At 66.8% G+C, this 23,505-nt stretch carries 17 protein-coding genes; 4 read left to right on the forward strand and 13 right to left on the reverse strand.

Annotated elements, in window-relative coordinates; translation table 11 throughout:
• Positions 1 to 294 precede the first annotated feature (294 nt).
• Positions 295 to 912 (forward strand): GNAT family N-acetyltransferase, encoded by a 618-nt coding sequence (locus AB0I23_RS14020; protein WP_359109457.1) that lies wholly within the window; start codon positions 295 to 297, stop codon positions 910 to 912.
• A gap of 82 nt (positions 913 to 994) precedes the next feature.
• Here the strand turns inward: AB0I23_RS14020 and trxA are convergent, their stop codons facing one another.
• The 7 genes from trxA to AB0I23_RS14055 form a co-directional block, all read right to left on the reverse strand.
• Entirely contained in the window at positions 995 to 1,327 is a 333-nt protein-coding gene (trxA, locus tag AB0I23_RS14025; protein ID WP_030930508.1) for a thioredoxin, read from the reverse strand.
• Between the two features lie 45 nt (positions 1,328 to 1,372).
• Positions 1,373 to 2,335: a thioredoxin-disulfide reductase gene (gene trxB / locus AB0I23_RS14030; protein WP_359109458.1), complete on the reverse strand. Its 963-nt coding sequence runs from the start codon at positions 2,333 to 2,335 to the stop codon at positions 1,373 to 1,375.
• 133 nt (positions 2,336 to 2,468) lie between these two features.
• Positions 2,469 to 3,320 (reverse strand): hypothetical protein, encoded by an 852-nt coding sequence (locus AB0I23_RS14035; protein ID WP_359109459.1) that lies wholly within the window; start codon positions 3,318 to 3,320, stop codon positions 2,469 to 2,471.
• Positions 3,321 to 3,421: 101 nt separating this feature from the next.
• Positions 3,422 to 4,126 (reverse strand): RNA polymerase sigma factor SigM, encoded by a 705-nt coding sequence (sigM, locus tag AB0I23_RS14040; protein WP_359109485.1) that lies wholly within the window; start codon positions 4,124 to 4,126, stop codon positions 3,422 to 3,424.
• A 161-nt stretch (positions 4,127 to 4,287) separates the two neighbouring features.
• Complete coding sequence (locus AB0I23_RS14045; protein ID WP_359109460.1) at positions 4,288 to 6,006, reverse strand: serine/threonine protein kinase; 1,719 nt, start codon at positions 6,004 to 6,006, stop codon at positions 4,288 to 4,290.
• Positions 6,007 to 6,132: 126 nt separating this feature from the next.
• Entirely contained in the window at positions 6,133 to 8,295 is a 2,163-nt protein-coding gene (gene murJ, locus AB0I23_RS14050; RefSeq protein ID WP_359109461.1) for a murein biosynthesis integral membrane protein MurJ, read from the reverse strand.
• 49 nt (positions 8,296 to 8,344) lie between these two features.
• Positions 8,345 to 10,648: a DUF6049 family protein gene (locus AB0I23_RS14055; protein ID WP_359109462.1), complete on the reverse strand. Its 2,304-nt coding sequence runs from the start codon at positions 10,646 to 10,648 to the stop codon at positions 8,345 to 8,347.
• A 192-nt stretch (positions 10,649 to 10,840) separates the two neighbouring features.
• Here AB0I23_RS14055 and AB0I23_RS14060 point away from each other — a divergent pair, with 192 nt between their 5' ends.
• Positions 10,841 to 12,283, forward strand: coding sequence for a CCA tRNA nucleotidyltransferase (locus AB0I23_RS14060; protein WP_359109463.1), 1,443 nt, complete (start codon positions 10,841 to 10,843; stop codon positions 12,281 to 12,283).
• Between the two features lie 124 nt (positions 12,284 to 12,407).
• Here AB0I23_RS14060 and AB0I23_RS14065 read toward each other — a convergent pair whose 3' ends face one another.
• The 4 genes from AB0I23_RS14065 to AB0I23_RS14080 all read right to left on the reverse strand — a co-directional run bounded on the left by AB0I23_RS14065 (position 12,408) and on the right by AB0I23_RS14080 (position 16,259).
• The gene (locus AB0I23_RS14065) at positions 12,408 to 12,959 is read right to left on the reverse strand and encodes an LppU/SCO3897 family protein (RefSeq protein WP_359109464.1); all 552 of its coding nucleotides are present in this window, start codon (positions 12,957 to 12,959) and stop codon (positions 12,408 to 12,410) included.
• A 49-nt stretch (positions 12,960 to 13,008) separates the two neighbouring features.
• Positions 13,009 to 14,277, reverse strand: a complete 1,269-nt coding sequence (locus AB0I23_RS14070) for an MFS transporter (protein WP_359109465.1) — start codon at positions 14,275 to 14,277, stop codon at positions 13,009 to 13,011.
• A 124-nt stretch (positions 14,278 to 14,401) separates the two neighbouring features.
• Entirely contained in the window at positions 14,402 to 15,484 is a 1,083-nt protein-coding gene (locus tag AB0I23_RS14075) for an inositol-3-phosphate synthase (protein WP_359109466.1), read from the reverse strand.
• 67 nt (positions 15,485 to 15,551) lie between these two features.
• Positions 15,552 to 16,259 (reverse strand): PadR family transcriptional regulator, encoded by a 708-nt coding sequence (locus AB0I23_RS14080; RefSeq protein WP_359109467.1) that lies wholly within the window; start codon positions 16,257 to 16,259, stop codon positions 15,552 to 15,554.
• Positions 16,260 to 17,069: 810 nt separating this feature from the next.
• Here AB0I23_RS14080 and AB0I23_RS14085 point away from each other — a divergent pair.
• The gene (locus tag AB0I23_RS14085) at positions 17,070 to 19,355 is read left to right on the forward strand and encodes a transglycosylase domain-containing protein (RefSeq protein ID WP_359109486.1); all 2,286 of its coding nucleotides are present in this window, start codon (positions 17,070 to 17,072) and stop codon (positions 19,353 to 19,355) included.
• Positions 19,356 to 19,468: 113 nt separating this feature from the next.
• Positions 19,469 to 20,995: a glycosyltransferase family 87 protein gene (locus AB0I23_RS14090; RefSeq protein ID WP_359109469.1), complete on the forward strand. Its 1,527-nt coding sequence runs from the start codon at positions 19,469 to 19,471 to the stop codon at positions 20,993 to 20,995.
• An 89-nt stretch (positions 20,996 to 21,084) separates the two neighbouring features.
• Here AB0I23_RS14090 and AB0I23_RS14095 read toward each other — a convergent pair whose 3' ends face one another.
• Both AB0I23_RS14095 and AB0I23_RS14100 read right to left on the reverse strand, forming a co-directional pair.
• A complete protein-coding gene (locus AB0I23_RS14095; protein WP_037702122.1) occupies positions 21,085 to 22,116 on the reverse strand; it encodes an alanine racemase in 1,032 nt (343 codons plus the stop codon).
• A gap of 133 nt (positions 22,117 to 22,249) precedes the next feature.
• Positions 22,250 to 23,368 carry a lipid II:glycine glycyltransferase FemX gene (locus AB0I23_RS14100; protein ID WP_359109470.1) on the reverse strand — a complete coding sequence of 373 codons (1,119 nt, stop codon included), beginning with the start codon at positions 23,366 to 23,368 and terminating at the stop codon, positions 22,250 to 22,252.
• Between the last annotated feature and the right edge of the window lie 137 nt (positions 23,369 to 23,505).

The raw sequence follows: 23,505 nt of genomic DNA on the forward strand, positions 1-23,505 counted from the left end.
AATGGGCCATGTGGCGGGCTGTGTCCGGATGCTTACCCGAACACAGCCCGCCCTTTGCTTTCCCACGGTGTCGGCTTCGTCTCGGGGTGGATACGATTCGTTCTGATATAGCACATCCAGCTTGATCCACCTCGGCGGAGGGAGGGCCATGCGATCAGTGAGCCGCAGCCGGCTGGTGACAGTGGGGCTGGGCTTGGGAGCCGTCGGAGGGTTTGTCGGCGGCCTGCTCCGCGAACGGAGTGCACTGACCACCGCACGGGATGCGGCGGGCGAAGGAAGCGAGGAACAGCCTTCATGGGACGGCGGCTCGTACCGCTCACACTGGATAACCTTCCCGATCTCCCCAAGCGCTGCCGCTCGTGTGTCTTCTGGGAGCTTGATCCGGTCAGTGGGGAAGCTGCGGTAAAGGCGGGAACCCCGGAGCTGGAAAAGGAAGCGTGGATCTCGGCTGTCCTGCTGGAGTGGGGATCTTGCGGCAGGGTCATCTACGTGGACGATGTACCGGTCGGCTTCGTTCTTTATGCGCCACCGGCTTATGTGCCGCGCTCGACGGCCTTTCCTACCAGCCCCGTATCCTCCGATGCCGTGCAGTTGATGACCGCGTGGATCACGCCCGGCTACCAGGGTCAGGGTCTGGGGCGGGTCATGGTGCAGACCGTCGCCAAGGACCTGCTGCGGCGAGGGTTCAAGGCGATCGAGGCGTTCGGTGATGCCCGGTGGAAGGAGCCGGCCTGTGTCCTTCCCGCTGATCACCTGCTGGCGGTGGGCTTCAAGACCGTACGCCCGCATCCGGTGTATCCACGGCTGAGACTGGAGCTGCGCACGACGCTCTCATGGAAGGAAGACGTCGAACTGGCACTGGATCGATTGCTGGGCGCCGTGCAGAAGGAACCAGCACTGCGCCCGCTGTGATCCGAGAACTCGGGAGAACGTGAAACGGGTCCGTCCCCTCGAGGGGACGGACCCGTTTCACGTGAAACAGCGCACCGTGGTCCTACTCGGCGATGAAGCCCTCGAGGTCGCGGAGGATTGCGGCCTTCGGCTTGGCGCCGACGATGGTCTTGGCGACCTCGCCGCCCTGATACACATTCAGCGTCGGGATCGACATCACGCCGTACTTGGCAGCGGTCGCCGGGTTCTCGTCGATGTTGAGCTTGACGATCTCGATCTTGTCGCCGTGCTCAGCCGCGATTGCCTCCAGCGAGGGAGCGATCTGGCGGCACGGGCCGCACCAGGCGGCCCAGAAGTCCACCAGCACAGGCTTCTCGCTCTTCAGGACGTCCTCGTCAAAAGAGTCGTCAGTCACGTTCTTCAGGGCGCCGGCCACGGCGGCCTCCTTAACTTCGCGGGGTGTGGGGGTGAGAGGCGTGGATCAGACAGCTGCCGCAGCGGCCTTTTCCTCGTCGGCGAGCACAGCAAGGAAGCGCTCGGCGTCGAGGGCGGCGGAGCAGCCGGTGCCGGCAGCGGTGATGGCCTGCCGGTACGTGTGGTCGACGACATCGCCGGCGCCGAAGACGCCGGTCAGGTTGGTGCGCGTCGAGGGAGCGTCGACCTTGAGGTAGCCCTCGTCGTCGAGGTCGAGCTGGCTCTTGAAGAGCTCGGTACGCGGGTCATGGCCGACAGCGATGAACAGACCGGTCACCGCAAGCTCGGACGTCTCGCCGGTCTTGGTGTTGCGCAGGGTCAGACCGGAGAGCTTCTGCTCGCCGTGAACCCCGGCGACCTCGCTGTCCCAGGCGAACTTGATCTTCGGGTCGGCGAAGGCACGCTCCTGCATGGCCTTGGAGGCACGCAGCGAGTCGCGGCGGTGGACGATCGTGACCGACTTGGCGAAGCGGGAGAGGAACGTCGCCTCTTCCATAGCGGTGTCGCCGCCGCCGACCACAGCGATGTCCTGGTCCTTGAAGAAGAAGCCGTCACAGGTGGCGCACCAGGAGACTCCGCGTCCGGAGAGCGCATCCTCGTTGGGCAGGCCGAGCTTGCGGTGCTGGGAGCCGGTGGTGACGATGACAGCCTTGGCGCGGTGCACCGTACCGGCCGTGTCGGTGACGGTCTTGATGTCTCCGGTGAGGTCGACGGCGATCACATCGTCGGGAATGAGCTCGGCGCCGAAGCGCTCCGCTTGGGCGCGCATGTTGTCCATGAGTTCGGGGCCCATGATCCCGTCCTGGAAGCCGGGGAAGTTCTCCACGTCGGTGGTGTTCATCAGCGCGCCACCGGCGGTGACGGCGCCCTCGAAGACCAGGGGCTTCAGCGACGCACGCGCGGTGTAAAGGGCGGCGGTGTAGCCCGCAGGGCCGGAGCCAATGATGATCACATTACGGACGTCGCTCACGGGTTTCTTCCTCGTCTCTGCAGACTGCCTACTGTCCACGCCTACTGGGGTCGGTTCAACGACTCTCACCCCACCCAACGGATCCTACGGGGGATGCATTCCCGACGTGCCGGAGCGGCAGGCGGTGCCATTTTCAGGGGCGGGCGTAGGCGCGAGTCAGGAGAAGATCGCCCCTGCCTGCGGGGTCTGTGTGGACACAGCTCGCATCGATGACATAGGCCTGGACGAGGGTGGTGTCGCTTTCGTGCGGCAGAACGACGAGGAAGGCGTGGATGCCCTCGTAAGTGCCTTCCTCGACAGCGAGGGCGGCAGTCTTTCGTCCAGTGCCCAGGTGTACGCAGGCGGGGATGGATGCGACGGGAACACGCAGCGGCGTGTCGGAGGATGAGGCCGCAGGGGACTCGCCTGCCGGGGTCGACTGGACATCGACGGACGGAGCCTGCTTGTCGGCGTTGGGAGGCTTGGAAGGCGGCGCCTCGGCATTACTCAGGAGCGTGTGTACGCGCTGGTCGAGCGGGGAGCCCGAGAATGCGCTCTCCCCCGTTTTCGAGTCACTGGCGCCCATATCCGCAGCTTTGGCCCCTGAGGAGTTCTGGGACGGCTGGACCATCTGCAGCATGAGAACACTCATGCCCACCGCGGCCGCGCCGAGCGCTGTGCCGAAGATGATGCGACGGCGGCGCGGGGCCGACCGGCGCCCGGGACCTCCGATGGCCCGAGGGTGCCCTGCGGGACGGTCCGCAGCGTTGGACTGAACCGCCCTGTTCTCCGCGCCCGGGCCCCGCGCCTTGTCCCTTCCCGCTTCCTGAACCTGCTCTGTGGCGGTCTCTGTTTCACGTGAAACATCTGCCTCGGCGACCAGTTCGGCATCAATACGGTCTGCGACGTCATCGGGCATCCGCGCGGGAGCGGGCAGAGTGCCGAGCAGTCCGCGAATTTCTTCGAGGGTGGACCGGACGTCGCCACAGAGTTCGCAGTCGTCCACGTGGCGGCGTACTTCCGCTGTACGGGACGGCGAGAGCAGCCCTTCGGTGAGCTCGGAGATCTCCGAGACGTCCGGGTGCTGCGTCGTGTCGGACGTTGATGTCATGTGCGCCCACCTCCGCCCTTCACTCCAGCAGGGTCGCTGTTCTCTGCATCCTTTGGCCTCGATGCGGGTGGGACGGATGCCCTCTGTGTCCGGTTCCTTCCCACGCCGAGTTCACTGCTCTCTCCGACTTCACCGCGGAGGTGGGCGAGGAGGGGGGCCAGCCGGGCTCGGCCTCGTGCACAGCGACTCTTCACAGTGCCTGTCGGCACCTCGAGGATTCGGGCGGCCTCCGCCACGGGATAGCCCTGCATGTCCACGAGAACCAGTGCGGCCCGTTGTTCGGCGGGAAGGGTCCCGAGCGCCGCCAGAAGTTCGCGGTGAAGATCCTGACGTTCGGCTGGTGCCTCGGCGGACTCGTGGGGCTCCAGAAGTTGTTCGAGTCGCTCGGTGTCGTCGACGGGTGAGGTCTTGCGTGAGGTCGCCTTGCGGACCCGGTCGAGGCAGGCGTTGACCGTGATGCGATGCAGCCAGGTAGTGACGGCAGACTGGCCGCGGAAGGTATGAGCTGCCCGGAAGGCGGAGACCAGGGCGTCCTGGACCGCGTCGGCTGCTTCCTCGCGGTCTCCCAGCGTCCGCAGGGCCACGGCCCAAAGCCGGTCGCGGTGGCGCCTTACGAGTTCACTGAAGGCGTCCGGTTCACCGGCTACGTGACGAGCGAGGAGGTCTAAGTCGCTGAGTGGCTCTGAGGGCTCGGCGGCCACCACCCCTCCCTCCCTCTGTGCGTCAGGTTCGTCTGTCTATCACGATTCAGGCGAGCGGGGTCAGAGGGATGAGGAAGCTGGGTCCGGTGAGTGCTGTGGTCGTCCGCAGCTGCTCGCGCGGCAGGCCGACGGGGAGGACGAATCCCTGTCGGCCTGTGCCGTCAGCCGAGAACGGAGATTTCCGAGATACCGCCGCGGAAGAGGCTCGCTGACCCATCCGGCGGAAGTTCGGTGATGTGGATCAGGATGTAGCGGGTCCGCATCGGTTCGTCGAGGTTCTTCTCCAGGCCGCCCCCGGCCGTAGCGAGCTCCGTGAGGCGGTGTGAGAAGTCGGAGAGGGACGACGGCGCGGATGCGCTCTTGTCGGCGGCCAGCACTTCGGCCTTCTGCCCACTGCGATACATCTCGATCTTGATGCCTCTGACGTCCTGCACACTGCCGAGGTCAACGACTATGCCGCTGCCTTGCTTGCGGTTCGCGAGGTTGCCGAAATTCGCGTAGCCCTTGTACTGAGGGGTGATCCAGGCGGTGTCTGACTTCCCGTCCACGGCATAGGGCACGTCCTCCTGCTTTATCCCCGAGCCGCCGGGCATGAACTCCGTCGCTTCGACGATCCGCAGCGGCTTGGGCGGAGCGGGAGCGTGCTTGTCACCGTTCTCCGGGTTGGTCTGTGTGCTGCCGGGATTCCCCGGGTCGTTGTCGCGGTCGAGGAGCGTCTCTGCGAGCTGCCAGCTACCGAGGCCCAGGGCCGCGATCAGCAATGCGGACACGGCCCATTTGAGGACCTTGCCGGTACGGCTCTGGAGCGGGGCGGGGGGCGCGGCGAGCACCGGCTGCGTCACGCCGACGCCGGGCCTGGCCGGGCGCCCGTAGGTGCCTTGCTGGTACGTGGTCCGCTGGTACTCGGGCGGAGCGGTGAACGTGGGCTCGGGCGGGCGGATGCGCGGCATCGCCGCGACGGCCTTGGCGAGGTCGTCCGGGGTGGTGCACGGCTGTTCCTGCCGGGAGGCGGTGGCGCCGTCGTTGGCCAGGGCGCGCATGGCGAGTTCGGAGAGGCCGCGGTGTATGCCGGCCCGCACCTGGTCGGGGGCGATCAGCCCCACGCCCTTGGGCAGTCCGGAGAGACCGTACGCGTCGTTCTCGTACGGCCAGCGCAGTGTCAGCGCGGCGTAGAGCAGGGCGCCGATCGCTTCTGTGTCCGTGCGCTGAGGACGCTCTGCGGTGATGCCGCGCAAGGCAGCGTTAACCGCGAGGCCGCGGATCCGGTACTGACCGGTCGAGCTCCGCAGCACCGCTCCCGGAGTGAGCCTCAGATGCGCGAGGCCCTCACGGTGCGCGGCCGCCATGGCCTGGGAGATCTGGCTGACCATCTGGTACGCGTCGTGAGCGTCCATGGGGCCGGAGGCCAGCAGAGCCGTGAGCTCAGTGGCGTCGGGAAGCCATTCATGGACGACGTAGACGAGGTCGTCCTCCTCGACCGCGTCGAGGACCTGCACGAAGCGGGGGTCGCCGAGCAGGGCGGAGGACCGGGCCGCAGCCAGCACGGAGCGGGCTCGCGGGTGGTCCGCGGGGAGCAGATGGACACCCACCGCGCGGCGCAGCTTCTCGTCGACGGCACGCCAGCTGCTGAATCCGTCCAGACGGGTGACGCACTCTTCCAGCCGGTACCGCTGGGCAAGTCTGTGGCCGCTGTGCAGATCCGGGGTCGCCGAGGCGGCCTCTGAGCTGCTTTGCTCATCGTCTGCGTCCTGGGGGCTGGTGCCCGCCGTTTCCTGGGCTTCTGCCGTCCCGTCGGTCGTGGCCTCGTCCGCCTTGGCGGCCAGCGGCTCATCGCCGCTGTTGTCGGCCACGTCGACGGCAGCCGTGCTACGTTCCGCCACCGTCGTTCCTGCCTCCCCATCCGTTGCGCGCCAGCCAGCTCTGCACAGTCACGCCAATTGTGCCCACACTCCAGCGCTATGCACGACACACGGAGACCGGCGATGGTTGTGCGGGTGGACTGATCCTCAGCGTCCGAGCCGCCCCCGGACCATCCCGACCATGCCGTTGATCTCTTCGATCCGCATGCGCTTTGCCGCGACGAAGAAGACCCCCATCAGTACGATCCCACCGCAGAGCAGCGCGATCAGCGAACCGAAGGCACCCTCGCCCAGTGCCTGGAGCAGTGCGAAGCCCACGCCACCGCCGAGAATCGCCGCAGGAATCGCCGCGAGGCACAGACGGGCGTAGGTACGGACGACGTGTGCGCCGTCCAGATCGCCGCCCAGCCGGTTGCGCAGTCGGCGCCAGGCGATGCCCACGCCGACGGCATAGGCCAGCCCGTACGAAGCCGCCATGCCGACGACCGCCCACTGGGCCGGAAGCACCGCGTAGCAGAGAGCGGAGGCGGCGGCGTTGACCCCGGCGACGATGACCGTGTTGTAGAAGGGTGTGCGGGTGTCCTCGTAGGCGTAGAAGCCACGGAGCACCACGTACTGCACGGAGTACGGGATGAGGCCGAGGGCGAAGGCCATCAGGATGAAACCCATGGACCTGGCGGCCTCGGTGCCGCTGGAGGAGTACAGCAGCGTGCACATCGGTACGCCCAGCGCGAGGAACGCGAAGGCGACCGGCACGATCGCCACGGCGGAGTTGCGCAGCCCCTGTGAGATGTCGTCACGGACTGCGCCCGGGTCGTTGTCGTGGGCGGCCCGGGAGATACGGGGCAGCAGGGCTGCCATGACCGAAACGGTGATGATCGCCTGAGGCATGCCCCAGATCAGCTGGGCATTGGAGTAGGCGAGGAAACCCGTGCCGTTCTTGTCGGAAGCCTTACCGGCAGCGGTTGCGAGCTGCGTGACGACCAGTACACCGGCCTGGTTGGCGAAGACGAACAGAACGGTCCACTTGGCCAGCTTGACCGTCTTGCCGAGCCCGTGGCCCTTCCAGTCGAAGCGCGGACGGAAGCGGAAGCCGGCCTCGCGTAGGTACGGAATCATCGCCAGGGCCTGGACGACAAGGCCGAGCAGTGTGCCGATACCCAGCAGCCGGACGCCCTCCGGCGGAATCGTCTGCACACCCATGTGGGATTCGGCAGAGGTGCCGTAGACCCAGATGAACATGCCGAACGTGAAGATCATGACGATGTTGTTGAGGACCGGGGTCCACATCATCGCGCCGAACTTTCCGCGGGCGTTGAGGATCTGGCCCATCACCACGTGCACGCCCATGAAGAAGATGGTCGGCAGGCAGTACCGGGCAAAGGTGGTGGCCACATTGTCGGCCGCCGGATCGTTCGCGATCGTGCTCGACATCAGATGGATCAGCAGGGGAGCGGCGAAGACCGCGATCGCGACGATCACGCCGAGCGCGACCATCACGAGCGTGAGCAGACGGTTGGCGTACGCCTCGCCGCCGTCCTCGTCGTCCTTCATGGAACGGACAAGCTGGGGAACGAAGACCGAGTTGAGCCCGCCGCCCACGGTGAGGATGTAGATCATCGTCGGTAGCGTGTAGGCGATGGTGAAGCTGTCACCGAGCAGCGCCGCACCCAGTGCGGCGGTGATCACCAGGCTGCGGACGAAGCCGGTAAGACGGGACACGAGTGTGCCGGCCGCCATCACCGCGCTGGACTTCAGCAGGCCGGAGGCCCGGCCGCCGGACTTCGGCGGGGCGGGTGCCGGAGCCGGAGCCGGTTCCGGCTCGGACGGAACGGGGGACCCGGCCGGGCCCTCCTGATCCCGGAACAGGTGAGCGAACGCGTCCGGTTCCTCATGGTGCTCGGACGCCTGGGTGACGAGGTCGTCCACACCGACGAACTGAGTGGTCGACGCGTCTTCCCCGTACGGCAGGTGCCGGGACGGGCCGGCGGGCTCGGGCGGCGGGGCCTGCGCCCAGATGCGTGGATCGGGGGCGTACTGCGCTGTAGGCGGCTGCTGGTAGAGCGGCTGCGGCTGCTGGTACGTGCCAGGGGGAGGTGGCGGGTGGGCGGCGCGGTCGTACAGCGCCTCGGCCACGGGGTCCTGGGCGGACAGATCCTGGGCGTGGTACGGATCGCGGTCGTACGCGTCCTGGACGTACGGGTCGGGCGGCGGTGTCACCTGGCCCGGGCCAGGTGACACGGGAGGGCCACCGGAAGAGCCATCTCCGCCCGCACTCTGGCCCCGGTCACCGTCGTACGGCGCGTTCATCGAAACCCCACCTCATCGTCCCCGGCCGACCGGCCACGACAGACATCGCTCAACGGTCTACTTTCTCACCCGTGCCTGACGGCTCCCCGCTTTCCGGACCGGTGTCCGGCGTCGGGTCACTCGGCTGCTCGGGTTCACCGCCGTCATCTCCGGCAGGGTCGCTTGCGTTGGCGCGCTTGCGATGGGTGTACATCCTGATACCTGCGAGGACCAGCATCAGCAGCCCGCCGGCGATCACCAGCAGCACGGTGGGTGTGACCTCGGAGACCTTTACCGTGAAGGTCATCTCTTCGCCGTACGGCATGCCGTCCTCGGTGTACAGCTGGGCCACAACCTGCACCTGGCCGTTGGCGTTCGCAGCTGCGTCGAACTTCACGGACTGGCTGTGGCCACCGGCGATACGGATCGGCTGCTCGGCCACTGCGCCGCCGTTGTTCAGCCTGAGCCGCGTCGCGTTCTCCGACTTCAGCCGGAGCTTTAGATGATCGACATCCTGCAACAGCCTGTTCTGCACGGTCACCGGGATCGTGGCGCTGCGGCCGGACAGCGTGACGTCCGACTTCGAAATGAGCTGCACCTCGTTGATGAGGCCCTGCAGATACGTGCGTACGGAATCCCGGTACTGCTGCGCCTCCAGCGACCTGCCGCGCCACGACGTCGACATGGACCGGTTGATCGCGTTGCCGAAGGGGGTCACCACCCGCTCCGGCTGAGTGAGGATGACCTGGAAGCTGCTCAGCGAGATCTGCGTGGACTTGATGTCCTGGAAGGCTTGGGTGGGCAGCTCCTGGCTGCGGAGCCTCTTCGGGTACTGGGAGGTTCCGGGGACCCTCGTCGTCGCCTGGGCGTCGGGCTCGGCCTCGGCCGCGCCCACCAGGTCGAGAGGCTGCGTCCACCGTTCGTCGTCGAGTGCGTGCAGTGCACGTGCCATCGACTGCGCCTGCGCGGCGGTCGGCATCCGTTGTGGCGCGACGACGATGCTGCGCTCGGTGTCCGTGTCCTGCTCGGTCAGCGCGAGAGTTGTGGCGAGGAACTTCTGTACGGCGAGAGTGGAATCCTCCGCATGCGACATGTCTCCCTCGAAGGCCTTGGAGAGGCGGGAGTCGGCCACGACGGCGGTGGTACCGCCACCGATCGGCCGGGCTGCGGTCGGTGTGTACGGCAGCCGCCCTGTTTCCTGGAGGCTGTCACTGCGGGCGATCACGTTGTGGGCACCAGCCGATGTGGCGACATCGACGATCGAAGGATCGATCGCGCCGTCGACCGGCCATGCGAAGTCGATGGACGGCTTCACGTGCAGGATCGTCTCCACCGTCGTGCCGGCCACCTCGGTGGCGGTCTGCAGGTGGCTGAGGGTCCCTGAGACGTTCTTGCCGCGGTGCGCGATGGACGCAAGATCCGGGTCGGCGAAAGGCAGCGCCACGACCTTGCCGTCCGCCACCGCCGTCTCCAGTGAGTTGAGCCACTTCTTGGCGACGGCCTGGTTCTCCTTCTTCCCGGGAACGGTGGTGTCGCCGACCTTGACGCGGTAGTTCTTCGCCATCGCATCGACGCCGGCCAGCAGATCCGGGTCGATCACCCAGGTGACGGGCAGCTGGCTGCCCAGCGAGACCATCTGGTCAAGGCGCCCGCCCGGAGCGATCTCGGCCGCCAGGTCGTCATCGGCGAAGACTGGTGTCTGCTGCTCGTCCGAGCCGGTCTCGGCAGTGACATGCGCGGATGCGATCAGCGGCCAGAGATAGGTGACACGAGTTTTCGAATCGCTCTCCTCCGCCTGCCAGGGGAGGAAGGTGCGCTGGATTCCGAGCACCTGCTCGGAGGGGGCGCGGGCGGTCCGTCCGGACAGGGAGACACCGATCTGGTAGACACCCGCATCGTCGAGTCCCAGCTTGTCGACGGGCACGGACAGCGTGAAGTCCTGGCTGATGCCTGAAGGGAGCTTCGCGAATTCCACTGTGTACTTGCCGCCGATCGCCGCGGGATCGCTGCCGGGCACATACCCGGTGCGCTCGGTGGAAGCGTCGATCGATGTCCTGCCGAAGAGCCTCGGCCCGACGCGTAGATCGACCCGGGCATCGGTGACCGATTCCTTGCTCCTGTTGGTCAGGGTGCCGGAGACGGTGAGCGTGTCCCCCTTGACCGGCGCGCTGGGAGCCAGAGTGTCCAGGGACACATCGACGGTGCTGGAGCCGGTGGGAGCCCTGCTCGCCACGTCGGCCTGCGCCGTGGGCGCGGCCGTACCGGCCAGCAGCGCGGCGACGAGCGGCGCTGCGACGATCAAGGATGCTGTGCGCCGCAGCCACCGGCGGGCAGGAGCAGGACTGATCCCCTGAATGTCTGCCGCCTCGGCCACGCGCCTACCCGTCCCTCGTCGTCGTCAGCTGCTGTCGATGGTTGTCGGTTGCTGCGTCTGCTGCGTCCCCGCATGGTAACGATGTGCGCGGGGGCTACGTGCTGGAGTGTGCGCTACATGATCGGGAGAGTCTTGCAGGGCGAAGAGAAACGATGACACCCGGGCCGGTCCGGGCACGTACCCTTTTCTGTTGTGCCGAACGCCAATGAAGAGAATTCCAGTGCCCTGACCCAGGTGCAGCATCGGGCAGTCAGTGAACTGCTGCGGGTCTCCCCGGTCGCCGACGACCTTGCCCGCCGATTCCAGGATGCCGGATTCAGTCTGGCCCTGGTCGGCGGCTCGGTCCGGGACGCGCTTCTCGGCAGGCTCGGGAACGACCTGGACTTCACCACCGACGCCCGGCCCGAGGACGTACTGAAGATCGTGCGTCCATGGGCCGACTCGGTGTGGGAGGTCGGTATCGCCTTCGGCACGGTGGGCTGCCAGAAGAACGGCTACCAGATCGAAGTCACCACGTTCCGGTCGGAAGCGTACGACAGGACTTCGCGCAAGCCCGAGGTCTCCTACGGCCACTCCATCGAGGAGGACCTCGTACGCCGCGACTTCACGGTCAACGCCATGGCCGTCGCGCTGCCGCAGAAGGAATTCGTCGACCCGCACGGCGGTCTCGAAGACCTGGCGGAGCGGGTGCTGCGCACCCCCGGGACACCCGAGGAGTCCTTCTCCGACGATCCCCTGCGCATGCTGCGTGCCGCGCGCTTCGCCGCGCAGCTGGATTTCGAGGTCGCCCCTGATGTCATCACTGCGATGACGGAGATGGCGGGCCGTATCGAGATCGTCTCCGCCGAGCGGGTCCGTGAGGAACTCAACAAGCTGCTGCTCTCCGCGCACCCCCGCAAGGGACTGGCACTCCTGGTCGGTACGGGACTGGCACAGCAGGTGCTGCCGGAGCTGCCCGCGCTGCGACTGGAAAGTGACGAGCATCACCGTCACAAGGACGTCTATGAGCACTCGCTGACAGTCCTGGAGCAGGCGATCGGCCTTGAGGAGGACGGGCCCGATCTGACTCTGCGGCTCGCTGCGCTGCTCCATGACATCGGTAAGCCGCGGACCCGACGCTTCGAGAAGGACGGACGCGTCTCGTTCCATCACCACGAGGTGGTGGGCGCCAAGATGGTCAAGAAGCGCATGACGGAGCTCAAGTACTCCAATGACCTGGTCAAGGACGTCTCGAAGCTGGTGGAGCTGCATCTGCGCTTCCACGGCTATGGCGACGGCGAGTGGACCGACTCCGCCGTCCGTCGGTATGTGCGGGATGCGGGCCCGCTGCTGGAGCGGCTGCACAAGCTGACGCGTTCGGACTGCACGACGCGGAACAAGCGCAAGGCCGGCGCGCTCTCGCGCACCTATGACGCGCTTGAGGAGCGCATCGCACAGTTGAAGGAACAAGAGGAGCTGGACGCCATCCGGCCCGACCTGGACGGCAACGCGATCATGAAGACGCTGGGCGTCGGTCCTGGGCCGGTGATCGGCAAGGCGTACGCGTTCCTGCTGGAGATGCGGCTGGAGAACGGCCCGATGGAGCATGACGTGGCCGTCGCGGAGCTCAAGAAGTGGTGGGCCGAGCAGAGCTGAGGGTGGAACCGGGGTCATGTTTCACGTGAAACATGACCCCGGCCGGATGTGCGGAGGGGTGCTGTTTCACGTGAAACGGCACCCCTCGATGCAGCTATCGGTGCTCACCTCGGAAGACGGACGGTCACCCCGTCGACTTCATCGGTGTCAGACAGAGGACCACGCTGGTCCGGCTCTTACGGCTGCCGGAGGTCTCGGTGTAGGCGATGTACTTCTTGGCGTCGCACAGGTCCGTGTCCGCGGTGTCGTCGTGCACCTCGGTCACCCTGTACTCGGCCGCCGACGAACCGCAGTCGGCCGATGCCATGTTTGGGCTGATGTCGGAGCCCTTGTTCTCCAGGCAGTCACCGACCGAGGCGGCCTTGGCGTCCGACTCGAATAGCTTGTCCCAGCCGAACTTCAGGCCCGCGAGCGCGCCGAGCGCCACTACGATGATGACGATGTTGCGCACTGCCAGGAAAGCTTTCTTGCCGCCGGGCATGTTCTGAGGCGGCAGGCCCTGTGGGGGCATTCCCTGGGACGGAGGGCCGCCGGGATAGCCGCCGTACGGCTGCTGACCCTGATGCTGCGGATACGGCTGCTGTTGCGGATAGCCGTACGCGGGTTGCTGGGGCGGGTACGGCTGTTGGGGCTGTTGCCCGTATGGTCCAGGGCCTTGCTGAGGCGGATAGGTCATGCTGATACCCCCGTGGATCGTGCGCCGCTTTTCCCTCGACGCGCGCACGCTATAGCACCTCACCGACAGGGCTCCACCGGAACGTCGTCACGGCGACGATCCCGTAGAGCGCGGCAAGTCCGATCACCACCGTGGCCGACCGTCCGTCAGGAGGCAGAGCCACAGCGGCTACTGCGGCAGCGCCCACGAAGGCCACGTTGAACAGCACGTCGTAAAGGGAGAAGACGCGACCGCGGAATGAGTCGTCCACCGCGGTCTGTACCACCGTGTCCGTCGTGATCTTCGCTCCTTGAGTGACGACTCCGAGGACGAACGCCGCGACCAGCATCGGCCCGGGGGTGAACCACAGTCCGAGCGCGGGTTCTAGGACGGCAGCCGCTGCGGCGCAAGTCGCTATCCAGCGGAACCGGCCGAGCTGCCCCACAGCCCAAGGCGTCAGTACGGCCGCCGTGAAGAATCCCGCCCCCGAGGCGCCCACGGCCAGTCCGAGCAGGGCCAGGCCGCCGGATTCGCTGTCGGACCAGGCGTACCGGCACAGCATCAGCACCATCACGGTCAGCGCCCCGTAGCAGAACCGGATCACTGTCATGGCGGCCAGTGCCCGTGCGGCGTCCTTCCGTCCCGCCAGATGGCGCAGCCCGGCGACGAGCCCGTGAGCGGTGATGGCCAGCGCGTCCCTGAGCGGGAGAGGACCGCCGTTCGTGTCCGGTCCGAGGAGTTGGGTGGCAAGGCGCAGGGAGGCCAGCGCCGAGGCGAGGTAGAGCCCCGCGCCCAATAGCACCACCGCGGCATCCGAGTCCGCCGCCACCAGGCGTACGGCGAAGGCGAGGCCGCCGCCCGCCGTGGCGGCGAGCGTGCCTGCGGTCGGTGAGAGCGAGTTGGCCATGACCAGCCGGTCTCTGTCGACAACCCGCGGCAGCGCGGCCGAGAGTCCCGCCAGCACAAAGCGGTTGACCCCTGTGACGCACAGCGCGGAGGCGTAGAAGAGCCAAGCGGGTGCGGAGCCGAGGATCAGCAGGGCGGTGCAGCAGGCGAGGGCTGCGCGCAACAGATTGCCGTACAGGAAGACCTGGCGGCGCCGCCAGCGGTCCAGCAGGACACCGGCGAAAGGGCCGATGAGCGAGTACGGCAGCAGCAGTACGGCCATCGCGGAGGCGATGGCTGCTGCCGACGTCTGCTTCTCCGGGGAGAAGACGACGTGTGCGGCGAGGGCGACCTGATAGACGCCGTCGGCGGACTGGGAGAGGAGCCGTACGGCCAGCAGGCGACGGAAGTTCCGTAGGCGCAGGAGTACGCGCAGATCACGTACGACGGGCATGTGGGCAAGGGTCACATACGTTGAGGGTCCCCGGGCGGATTGCCCGGGGACCCTCAACGAGGCGGAAGGGGAGAAGCGTTGCCGTTCATCACCCTGCCACGGTCACACGCCGTTCCCGGTCGTGTCAGCGCTCGACGTCGCCGTTGATGAACTTCTCGACGTTTTCGCGGGCCTCGTCGTCGAAGTACTGGACCGGCGGGGACTTCATGAAGTATGAGGACGCGGAGAGGATCGGGCCACCGATGCCACGGTCCTTGGCGATCTTCGCGGCGCGCACGGCGTCGATGATGACACCGGCGGAGTTCGGGGAGTCCCAGACCTCGAGCTTGTACTCCAGGTTCAGCGGAACGTCACCGAAGGCGCGGCCCTCGAGGCGCACGTACGCCCACTTGCGGTCGTCCAGCCAGGCCACGTAGTCCGACGGACCGATGTGGACGTTGTCCGCACCGAGCTCGCGGTCACGGATCTGCGAGGTGACGGCCTGCGTCTTGGAGATCTTCTTGGACTCCAGGCGCTCACGCTCGAGCATGTTCTTGAAGTCCATGTTGCCGCCGACGTTCAGCTGCATCGTGCGGTCCAGGATGACACCGCGGTCCTCGAAGAGCTTCGCCATCACACGGTGCGTGATGGTGGCGCCGACCTGGGACTTGATGTCGTCGCCGACGATCGGGACACCGGCCTCGGTGAACTTGTCCGCCCACTCCTTGGTGCCGGCGATGAAGACCGGGAGGGCGTTGACGAACGCGACCTTCGCGTCGATGGCGCACTGCGCGTAGAACTTCGCAGCGACCTCGGAACCAACGGGCAGGTAGCAGACGAGAACGTCGACCTGCTTGTCCTTGAGGACCTGGACGACGTCGACCGGGGCCTCGGTGGACTCCTCGATGGTCTCGCGGTAGTACTTGCCCAGGCCGTCGTGGGTGTGGCCGCGCTGAACGGTCACGCCGGTGTTCGGAACGTCGGCGATCTTGATGGTGTTGTTCTCGCTGGCACCGATGGCGTCCGCGAGGTCGAGGCCGACCTTCTTCGCGTCGACATCGAAGGCGGCGACGAACTCGACGTCACGCACGTGGTACTCGCCGAACTGGACGTGCATCAGACCGGGCACCTTGCCGGCCGGATCGGCGTCCTTGTAGTACTCGACGCCCTGCACCAGCGAGGCGGCGCAGTTGCCCACGCCGACGATGGCTACGCGAACCGAACCCATTCCGGTTGCTCCCTGTGTTGAGTGTTCTTGGTCATTCCGATGAAGGCCCTGCGGAAGTGCCGGGACTTCACTTGCCGGTGTCGGCGGACGGATCCGGCGGGGTAGGACCCCGGTGCCGGGGCAGGCCGTCCGTCTCCCCTGCTGTGTTCTGCTGAGCGGAGCCCTCGGGCGAGGACCGTTGCTGATCCCGTCCCGACCGCTCGCTCTCGATGAGCTCGTTCAGCCAGCGCACTTCGCGCTCCACGGATTCCATGCCGTGCCGCTGCAGCTCAAGTGTGTAGTCGTCGAGTCGTTCGCGGGTGCGTGCCAGAGAGGCACGCATCTTCTCCAGGCGCTCCTCCAGCCGGCTGCGGCGCCCTTCCAGTACCCGCATCCGCACCTCGTGCTCCGTCTGTCCGAAGAAGGCGAAACGGGCTGCGAAGTGCTCGTCCTCCCAGGAGTCGGGGCCGGTGTGCGAGAGCAGCTCCTCGAAGTGCTCCTTACCTTCTGCCGTCAGCCGGTAGACGATCTTGGCGCGGCGTCCTGCCAGTGAAGAGGAAGGGGCGACCGCACGCCCGCCGGCGGGCGGAACCTCTGCGGGACCGTTTCCCGGCTCCTCGATCAACCAGCCGCTGGCCACCAGCGTCTTGAGGCAGGGGTAGAGGGTGCCGTAGCTGAAGGCGCGGAATATCCCCAACGAGGTGTTGAGGCGTTTGCGCAGCTCGTACCCGTGCATCGGGGACTCGCGGAGCAGACCGAGTACGGCGAATTCGAGGATGCCGGAGCGTCTGCTCAACTTCGCCTCCTCCTTCTCCGAGTGCTCTCGCGGAGCCCTATGCCGAGCTGATGTATCGACTCGATACATCATGACGATAGATCGCTCACCTCGATGCGACAAGGGGGAGCATCGTGAACGGCGTCACATCACCAATTCGTAGGAAGTGACTTGCGTGATTTGGGGTGAACTTGGGCCCTAGGTGGGTTTTGACCGTGCGTAGTCTGTGCGGCATGCAGACCACCGGGAACCGCGCGACGCCCCCGAGCGTCAGTCGTCGCGGACTGACCGGACGCACTGCGGATGAACCTGTCGCAGGGTCCGTCCGTAATTCGGGGGACCGGATCTCACCTGCCGCTTCCAGGCGCTCTCGCCTGCCCGAGGAGTAGTCGTTCGATGAGCGAGCACCGTCGCAAGACGCAGCAACCGCAAGGTGGCGGGCGTGCCGCGACCAGACGAGCCGCCCAGCAGTCCGCAGGACGCCGCGCAGCTCCGTCACGCGAAGTAACTATTGAGTCACCTTCCGGTTCGTACGACGACGAGAGTCCGTACGGCGGGCGTGCCGCGGCCAGACGAGCCGCGCAGCGTGGAAGCGGGAGCCGACGTGCCGCCGAGGGAGGTGGCGCGGGTCATGGCGGCGGCGGTGGCCGACGCCGCGGTGGTGGTGGCGACGGGTACGAGGGTCCTGGTCGGGGCCGCGGGCGCGGCAGTCAGCGTCCTGTGAAGAAGCGCTTCATCGACTACCCGCGCGCCGGCAAGTACGGAGCGCGGCGCTGGGTGCCGTCCTGGAAGCTGGTCTCCGGCCTGTGCATCGGCTTCCTCGGCCTTCTCATGGGCCTCGGCGGTATCGCGTACGCGATGGTCGGGAAGCCCAGTGTGAAGGCTGCGGCCCAGGCGGAGAACAACGTCTACTACTGGGCTGACGGGAGGCAGATGATCGCCACGGGCGGTGAGGCCAACCGTCAGATCATCGATTACGAGCAGATCCCCGAGGCCATGCGGAACGCCGTCATCTCGGCGGAGAACAAGTCGTTCGACACCGACAGCGGCATCGACCCGATGGGTATCGCCCGGGCCTTCTACAACATGGCCAAGGGCGGACAGACCCAGGGCGGCTCGACGATCACCCAGCAGTACGTGAAGAACTCGCGTCTCTCTCAGGAGCAGACCCTGAGCCGGAAGTTCGAAGAGCTCTTCATCACGATCAAGGTCGGCAAGACGGAGACCAAGCGGACTGTCATGGCCGGCTACCTGAACATCTCGTATTACGGGCGAGGCGCATCGGGGATCCAGGCCGCGGCTCGTACGTACTACGGCACGGACGCCCGCAAGCTCAATCCGAGCCAGTGTGCCTTCCTGGCCACCCTGCTGAAGGGCCCGACCTACTTCGACCCGGCCGGCGTTACCGAGGCCGACCCCAAGGAGGCGACCCCTGCGAAGAACAAGGTTCGGGCGGAGAAGCGCTGGCGCTGGATCCTCAACGAGGAGGTGAAGGACGGGCGGATGACCCAGAAGGAGCGCGCCAAGTACACGGAGTTCCCCATGCCGGATCCGCCGAAGCAAAACGCGCAGCTGGGCGGTCAGACCGGTTATCTGGTGTCCCTCGCCCGGAAGACCTTCCTCAACAACAACAAGGACGTCACCCCGGAAAAGCTTGCCCTGGGCGGCTACGAGATCCACACCACCTTCGACGAGAAAAAGGTCGAGGCGCTCAACACCGCGGTCAAGAAGGTCTACGACCGCAAGATCAAGCCGAAGCAGCGCCCCAAGACGGACACGCACGTCCAGTTCGGCGGCGCTTCGGTGGATCCGAAAACCGGCGCCATTCGCGCGATCTACGGTGGTCAGGACGCGACGCAGCACTACACCAACAACGCCGACACCACCGGTGCGCAGGTCGGTTCGACCTTCAAGCCGTTCGTGCTGACTGCCGCGATGGAGTACGGCAAGCGTGACCCGAAAGGCACGGCGGATCAGGACGAATCGCAGCGCACGAAGGTCTCCCCGAAGAGCATCTACAACGCCGACGACAAGCTGAAGATCAAGAAGTACAACGGTGAGATCTGGCGCGACGAGAAGGGCAAGGAGTGGCTGCAGAGCAACGACGGCCATGAGTCGAGGGGGAACATCACCCTTCGCGAGGCCATGCAGCATTCTGCCAACTCCCCGTACGTCCAGCTCGGTATGGACGTCGGCACCGACAAGGTGAAGGACGTTGCCGTCGCCGCAGGCCTGCACGACGACGTCTCCATGGCCGACTCGACCGTTCCGTCGTTCTCCATCGGCACGTCCCAGCCCAGCGCGATCCGGATGGCTGGGGCCTACGGCACCTTCGCCGACAGCGGGATGCAGCACGACCCGTACTCCGTCGAGAAGGTCACATACCGCGGCGACATCATCTATCAGCACAAGAAGGTTCCCAAGCGCGCCTTCGACAATGCCGTCGCCGACAACGTCACCGACGTCCTGAAGAACGTCGTCGAGAAGGGGACCGGCACGCCCGCCCAGCTCCCCGGCCGTGATGTCGCGGGCAAGACGGGTACGACGGACGACAACAAGTCCGCCTGGTTCGTGGGGTACACCCCGCAGCTGTCGACCGCCATCAGCATGTTCCGGTACGACGACAACGAGAAGCACAAGAACCGTAAGTTCGAGAAGATGTACGGCACGGGTGGCGAGAAGACGATCCACGGTGCCTCGTTCCCGGCCCAGATCTGGCACGACTACATGGCCGACGCGCTGAAGGGGGCGGAGGTCCTGACCTTCCCGAAGCCGGAGCCGTGGGGCGAGACGCTCTACGGGGGCGGCGCACCGAGCCCTTCGCCGACGCCGAGCATCGTGCCTTCGGAGACCCCCTCCGACACGCCGTCCACCACACCTTCGATGACGCCCTCCTCCCCCACGCCCGACCCGAGCGGCAGCTGCGGGAGGTTGGACTGGAATTGCCAGAACAGCAACGGAGGCAACAACGGAGGCAACTCGGCCGGTAGCGGCGGCGGCGGATCTCCCACTCCGACCGACGGGACCACGTCTCCGGATACCTCGTCGGTCAGCGGGGGCAACGGGAACGGCAACGGCAACGGGAACGGCGGTCTCTTCGGAGGCCCGACCGGATAGCGCCCGAACGGCAGGCCAATAGGCGCAGCCGAAAGAAGGCCACCAGGGCCGCCGCACCACTCGGTGCGGCGGCCCTCGCCGTTTCCACAGCCCCGTACGGCAGGATGTGCGGCATGCCAAGCGCAGAACACACGAGCGTGCACCAGGAACGGCCCGTCGTTCGGCCCACGCACCAGGACGAGATCGCCGCGGCCGGCAGCGAGCTGATCGGCGGGCGGTCGGGGCGCTGGGCGCGGCTCGGCTCCGGCCCCCTCACGCCTGTGCGTGTCGTCGCCCTGGTGGCGATCGGGATGTTCGCGCTCGGCATGGTGCAGAAAGTGCCCTGTTACAACTGGGCGTGGTTCAGGGGCGCCAGCTCGCAGTACACGCATGCCTGCTACTCCGACATTCCGCACCTTTTCGTCGGACGTGGTTTCGCGGACGGTCTCGTGCCGTACTTCGACCGGCTGAGCGACACCATGCAGTACCTGGAGTACCCCGTCCTGACCGGGGTGTTCATGCAGGTCGCGGCCTGGCTGACGCCCGGTGGCTCCATCCAGTACCGCGAGCAGATGTACTGGATGGTCAACGCGGGCATGCTGATGATCTGCACCGCGGTCATGGCGGTGTGTGTCGCCCGTACGCACCGGCGCCGTCCGTGGGACGGACTGCTGGTCGCCCTCGCGCCGGCCTTCGCGCTCACCGCGACGATCAACTGGGACCTGCTGGCCGTCGCGCTGACGGCCGCGGCCATGCTCATGTGGTCCCGGCAGCGGACGCTGGCCTTCGGCATCCTCATCGGCCTCGCCACAGCCGCCAAGCTCTACCCCGTACTCCTGCTGGGGCCGGTCTTCGTGCTCTGCTGGCGGGCGGGGAAATGGCGGGAGTTCTTCGTGGCGACACTCGGCGCGACCGCATCATGGCTGGTGGTGAACCTGCCGGTGATGGTGTTCGCGCCCGAGGGATGGAAGAAGTTCTACACGTTCAGCCACGACCGGCCGCTCGACTTCGGCTCGTTCTGGCTGATCATCTCGCAGCGCACCGGCATTCCCATCCCGGTCGACACGGTGAACACCGCATCGACGCTGCTGATGCTCTTCTTCTGCGTATGCATCCTGGTGCTGACGCTGATGGCCCCGCGTCGGCCCCGTTTCGCCCAGCTGGTCCTTCTTGTCGTCGCGGCGTTCATTCTCACCAACAAGGTCTACTCGCCGCAGTACGTGTTGTGGCTGATCCCCCTCGCCGCACTGGCCAGGCCGCGATGGCGGGACTTCCTGATCTGGCAGGCGTGCGAGGCCATGTACGTCCTCGGGATCTGGATGTACCTCGCGTACACGACGAGCGGCGACAAGCACCTGGGGCTGCCGACCGAGGGCTATCAGGTGGCGATTGCTTTGCACCTGCTGGGCACGCTCTACCTCTGCGCCGTCGTCGTACGGGACATTCTGATGCCGGAGCGGGACGTCGTACGCAGGGACGGTTCGGACGATCCGTCGGGCGGGGTGTTCGACGGTGCCGAGGACGTCTTCGTGCTGGGGCATGCCGCGGCACATCCGCCGCGGCACGCGGCACTCGCGGTCGAGGGGCCGCGGGTGGAGTGGGGCGCAGTGTACGAGCCGACCGCGGACCGAGCAGGGTCACATGGACCGGCCGCGGACTGAACAGGGCCTCGCCAAGGGCGCGAAACCCGGGGCGAGGCCCTGGCCCCATCGGTTGTGGAGCCGGTCGTGATGCCGTCCGGCCCGACGCCTCAGCGGTCGACGAGGCGGTCGAACTGAGTGGTCGTGTGGCGCAGATGGGCCACCAGCTCGTCGCCGACCTTCGGTTCCTGTGCGTCCGCGGGCACGAACAGGATCGACACCTGCATGTGGGGCGGCTCGGCGAACCAGCGCTGCTTGCCCGCCCAGACGAAGGGCGACAGATTCCGGTTGACGGTGGCCAGGCCCGCGCGGGCGACGCCCTTGGCGCGCGGCATCACGCCGTGCAGCGCCTTCGGGGCCTCCAGGCCCACGCCGTGCGACGTGCCGCCGGCGACGACCACCAGCCAGCCGTCGGAGGCGGCCTTCTGCTGGCGGTAGCCGAAGCGGTCACCCTTGGCGACACGCGTGACGTCGAGGACGGCCCCCCGGTACTCCGTCGCGTCGTGGTCGCCGAGCCACAGCCGTGTGCCGATCCGGGCACGGAAGCGGGTCTGCGGGAACTGCTGCTGCAGCCGGGCCTGCTCCTCGGCGCGCAGATGGCTGACGAACATGGTGTGCAGCGGCAGCCGTGCGGCGCGAAGGCGGTCCATCCAGCCGATGACCTCCTCGACCGCGTCCGAGCCGTCGGTGCGGTCCAGCGGCAGGTGCAGCGCGAAGCCTTCGAGACGGACGTCCTCGATGGCGGCGTGCAGCTGCCCCAGCTCCTCCTCCTTGACGCCGTGACGCTTCATCGAGCTCATGCACTCGATGACGACCCGGGCGCCCACCAGCGCGTGCACGCCGTCCACGGAGGAGACCGACCGGATGACGCGGTCGGGCAGCGGCACGGGCTCCTCACCACGCCGGAACGGGGTGAGGACCAGCAGATCGCCGCTGAACCAGTCCTTTATGCGGGCTGCCTCGTAGGTGGTGCCGACAGCGAGTGTGTCGGAGCCGAAGCGGATCGCCTCGTCTGCGAGTCGCTCGTGACCGAAGCCGTATCCGTTGCCCTTGCAGACCGGGACGAGCCCGGGGAACTGGTCGAGGACGGATTTCTGGTGCGCCCGCCAGCGCGCGGTGTCGACGTAGAGGGAGAGCGCCATGGCCGGTCCGGAACCTTTCTGGTGGCAGCGGTGTATGAGAGGTATGTGGAGCTTGTCGAAGTGTCCGAGCCTGTCGGCCTGCCTGCCGGCGGGCCTGCTGAAACGCTCATCGCAACGGATGATGCCGGTGTCGTCAGCGGCGCGACATATACATGTCCAGCGCCTTGTGCAGCAGCTTGTTGAGCGGGAAGTCCCACTCACCGACGTACTCGACGGCTTCGCCACCGGTGCCGACCTTGAACTGGATCAGGCCGAAGAGGTGGTCGGTCTCGTCGAGCGAGTCGCTGATGCCGCGCAGGTCGTAGACGGTGGCGCCCATCGCGTAGGAGTCGCGCAGCATCCGCCACTGCATGGCGTTCGAGGGCCGTACCTCGCGTCCGATGTTGTCGGACGCGCCGTACGAGTACCAGACGTGCCCACCGACGACGAGCATCGTCGCCGCGGAGAGGTTCACCCCGTTGTGGCGCGCGAAATACAGCCGCATGCGGTTGGGGTCCTCGGAGTTGAGGACGGTCCACATGCGCTGGAAGTAGGAGAGGGGACGCGGCCTGAAGTGGTCGCGCACGGCGGTGATCTCGTACAACCGCTGCCATTCGGCGAGGTCTTCGTAACTGCCCTGGACCACCTCGACGCCGGCCTTCTCAGCCTTCTTGATGTTGCGCCGCCACAGCTGGTTGAAGCCTTTGAGAACGTCTTCGAGGGAGCGGTTCGCCAGCGGCACCTGGAAGACGTAGCGAGGCTGCACGTCACCGAAGCCGGCGCCGCCGTCCTCGCCCTGCTGCCAGCCCATCTTCCGCAGCCGGTCCGCGACTTCGAAAGCACGCGGCTCGATGTGCGTGGCCTCGACGTCGCGCAGGCGCTTCACGTCGGGGTCCTGGATACCGGACTTGATGGCGGCTGCGTCCCAGCGGCGGATGACGACCGGCGGGCCCATCTTCACCGAGAAGGCGCCCTGCTGCTTGAGATGCGCGAGCATCGGCTGCAGCCAGTCGTTGAGGTTCGGCGCGTACCAGTTGATGACCGGGCCCTCAGGGAGGTACGCGAGATACCGCTTGATCTTCGGGAGTTGGCGGTACAGCACCAGGGCGGCGCCCACGATCTCGCCGTTCCTGTCGAACCAGCCCAGGTTCTCCGAGCGCCACTCGGTCTTCACATCCGCCCACGCCGGGACCTGGCAGTGACTGGCCGACGGCAGACTCTGGATGTACGCCAGATGCTGCTCTCGGCTGATGGTCCTCAGGGTCAGGCTCATGCGGGGCGCTCCTCGGCAGGTGTGTCCCCATCGGTCAGGGGCTCCGGCTCTCGCGCCGAAGCCTACTGCGACCGGGGAGCGCGTCGTCTGGCCCTGTCGGACCTTGTCGGCCAGGTGGGTCCCGGCTGTCCGCCCTC

The organism is Streptomyces atratus, from assembly GCF_040655115.1.
In the GTDB taxonomy this organism is placed as follows: Bacteria; Actinomycetota; Actinomycetes; order Streptomycetales; family Streptomycetaceae; genus Streptomyces; species Streptomyces atratus_D.

What these genes read in the sequence shown, in the direction of transcription:
- AB0I23_RS14065 (WP_359109464.1), bottom strand. Translation starts at nt 12,959, where the DNA reads ATGACCTATCCGCCTCAGCAAGGCCCTGGACCATACGGGCAACAGCCC.
- AB0I23_RS14095 (WP_037702122.1), bottom strand. Translation starts at nt 22,116, where the DNA reads ATGGCGCTCTCCCTCTACGTCGACACCGCGCGCTGGCGGGCGCACCAG.
- AB0I23_RS14100 (WP_359109470.1), bottom strand. Translation starts at nt 23,368, where the DNA reads ATGAGCCTGACCCTGAGGACCATCAGCCGAGAGCAGCATCTGGCGTAC.
- AB0I23_RS14085 (WP_359109486.1), top strand. Translation starts at nt 17,070, where the DNA reads ATGGGCCTCGGCGGTATCGCGTACGCGATGGTCGGGAAGCCCAGTGTG.
- AB0I23_RS14075 (WP_359109466.1), bottom strand. Translation starts at nt 15,484, where the DNA reads ATGGGTTCGGTTCGCGTAGCCATCGTCGGCGTGGGCAACTGCGCCGCC.
- AB0I23_RS14090 (WP_359109469.1), top strand. Translation starts at nt 19,469, where the DNA reads ATGCCAAGCGCAGAACACACGAGCGTGCACCAGGAACGGCCCGTCGTT.
- murJ (WP_359109461.1), bottom strand. Translation starts at nt 8,295, where the DNA reads ATGAACGCGCCGTACGACGGTGACCGGGGCCAGAGTGCGGGCGGAGAT.
- AB0I23_RS14020 (WP_359109457.1), top strand. Translation starts at nt 295, where the DNA reads ATGGGACGGCGGCTCGTACCGCTCACACTGGATAACCTTCCCGATCTC.
- AB0I23_RS14070 (WP_359109465.1), bottom strand. Translation starts at nt 14,277, where the DNA reads ATGCCCGTCGTACGTGATCTGCGCGTACTCCTGCGCCTACGGAACTTC.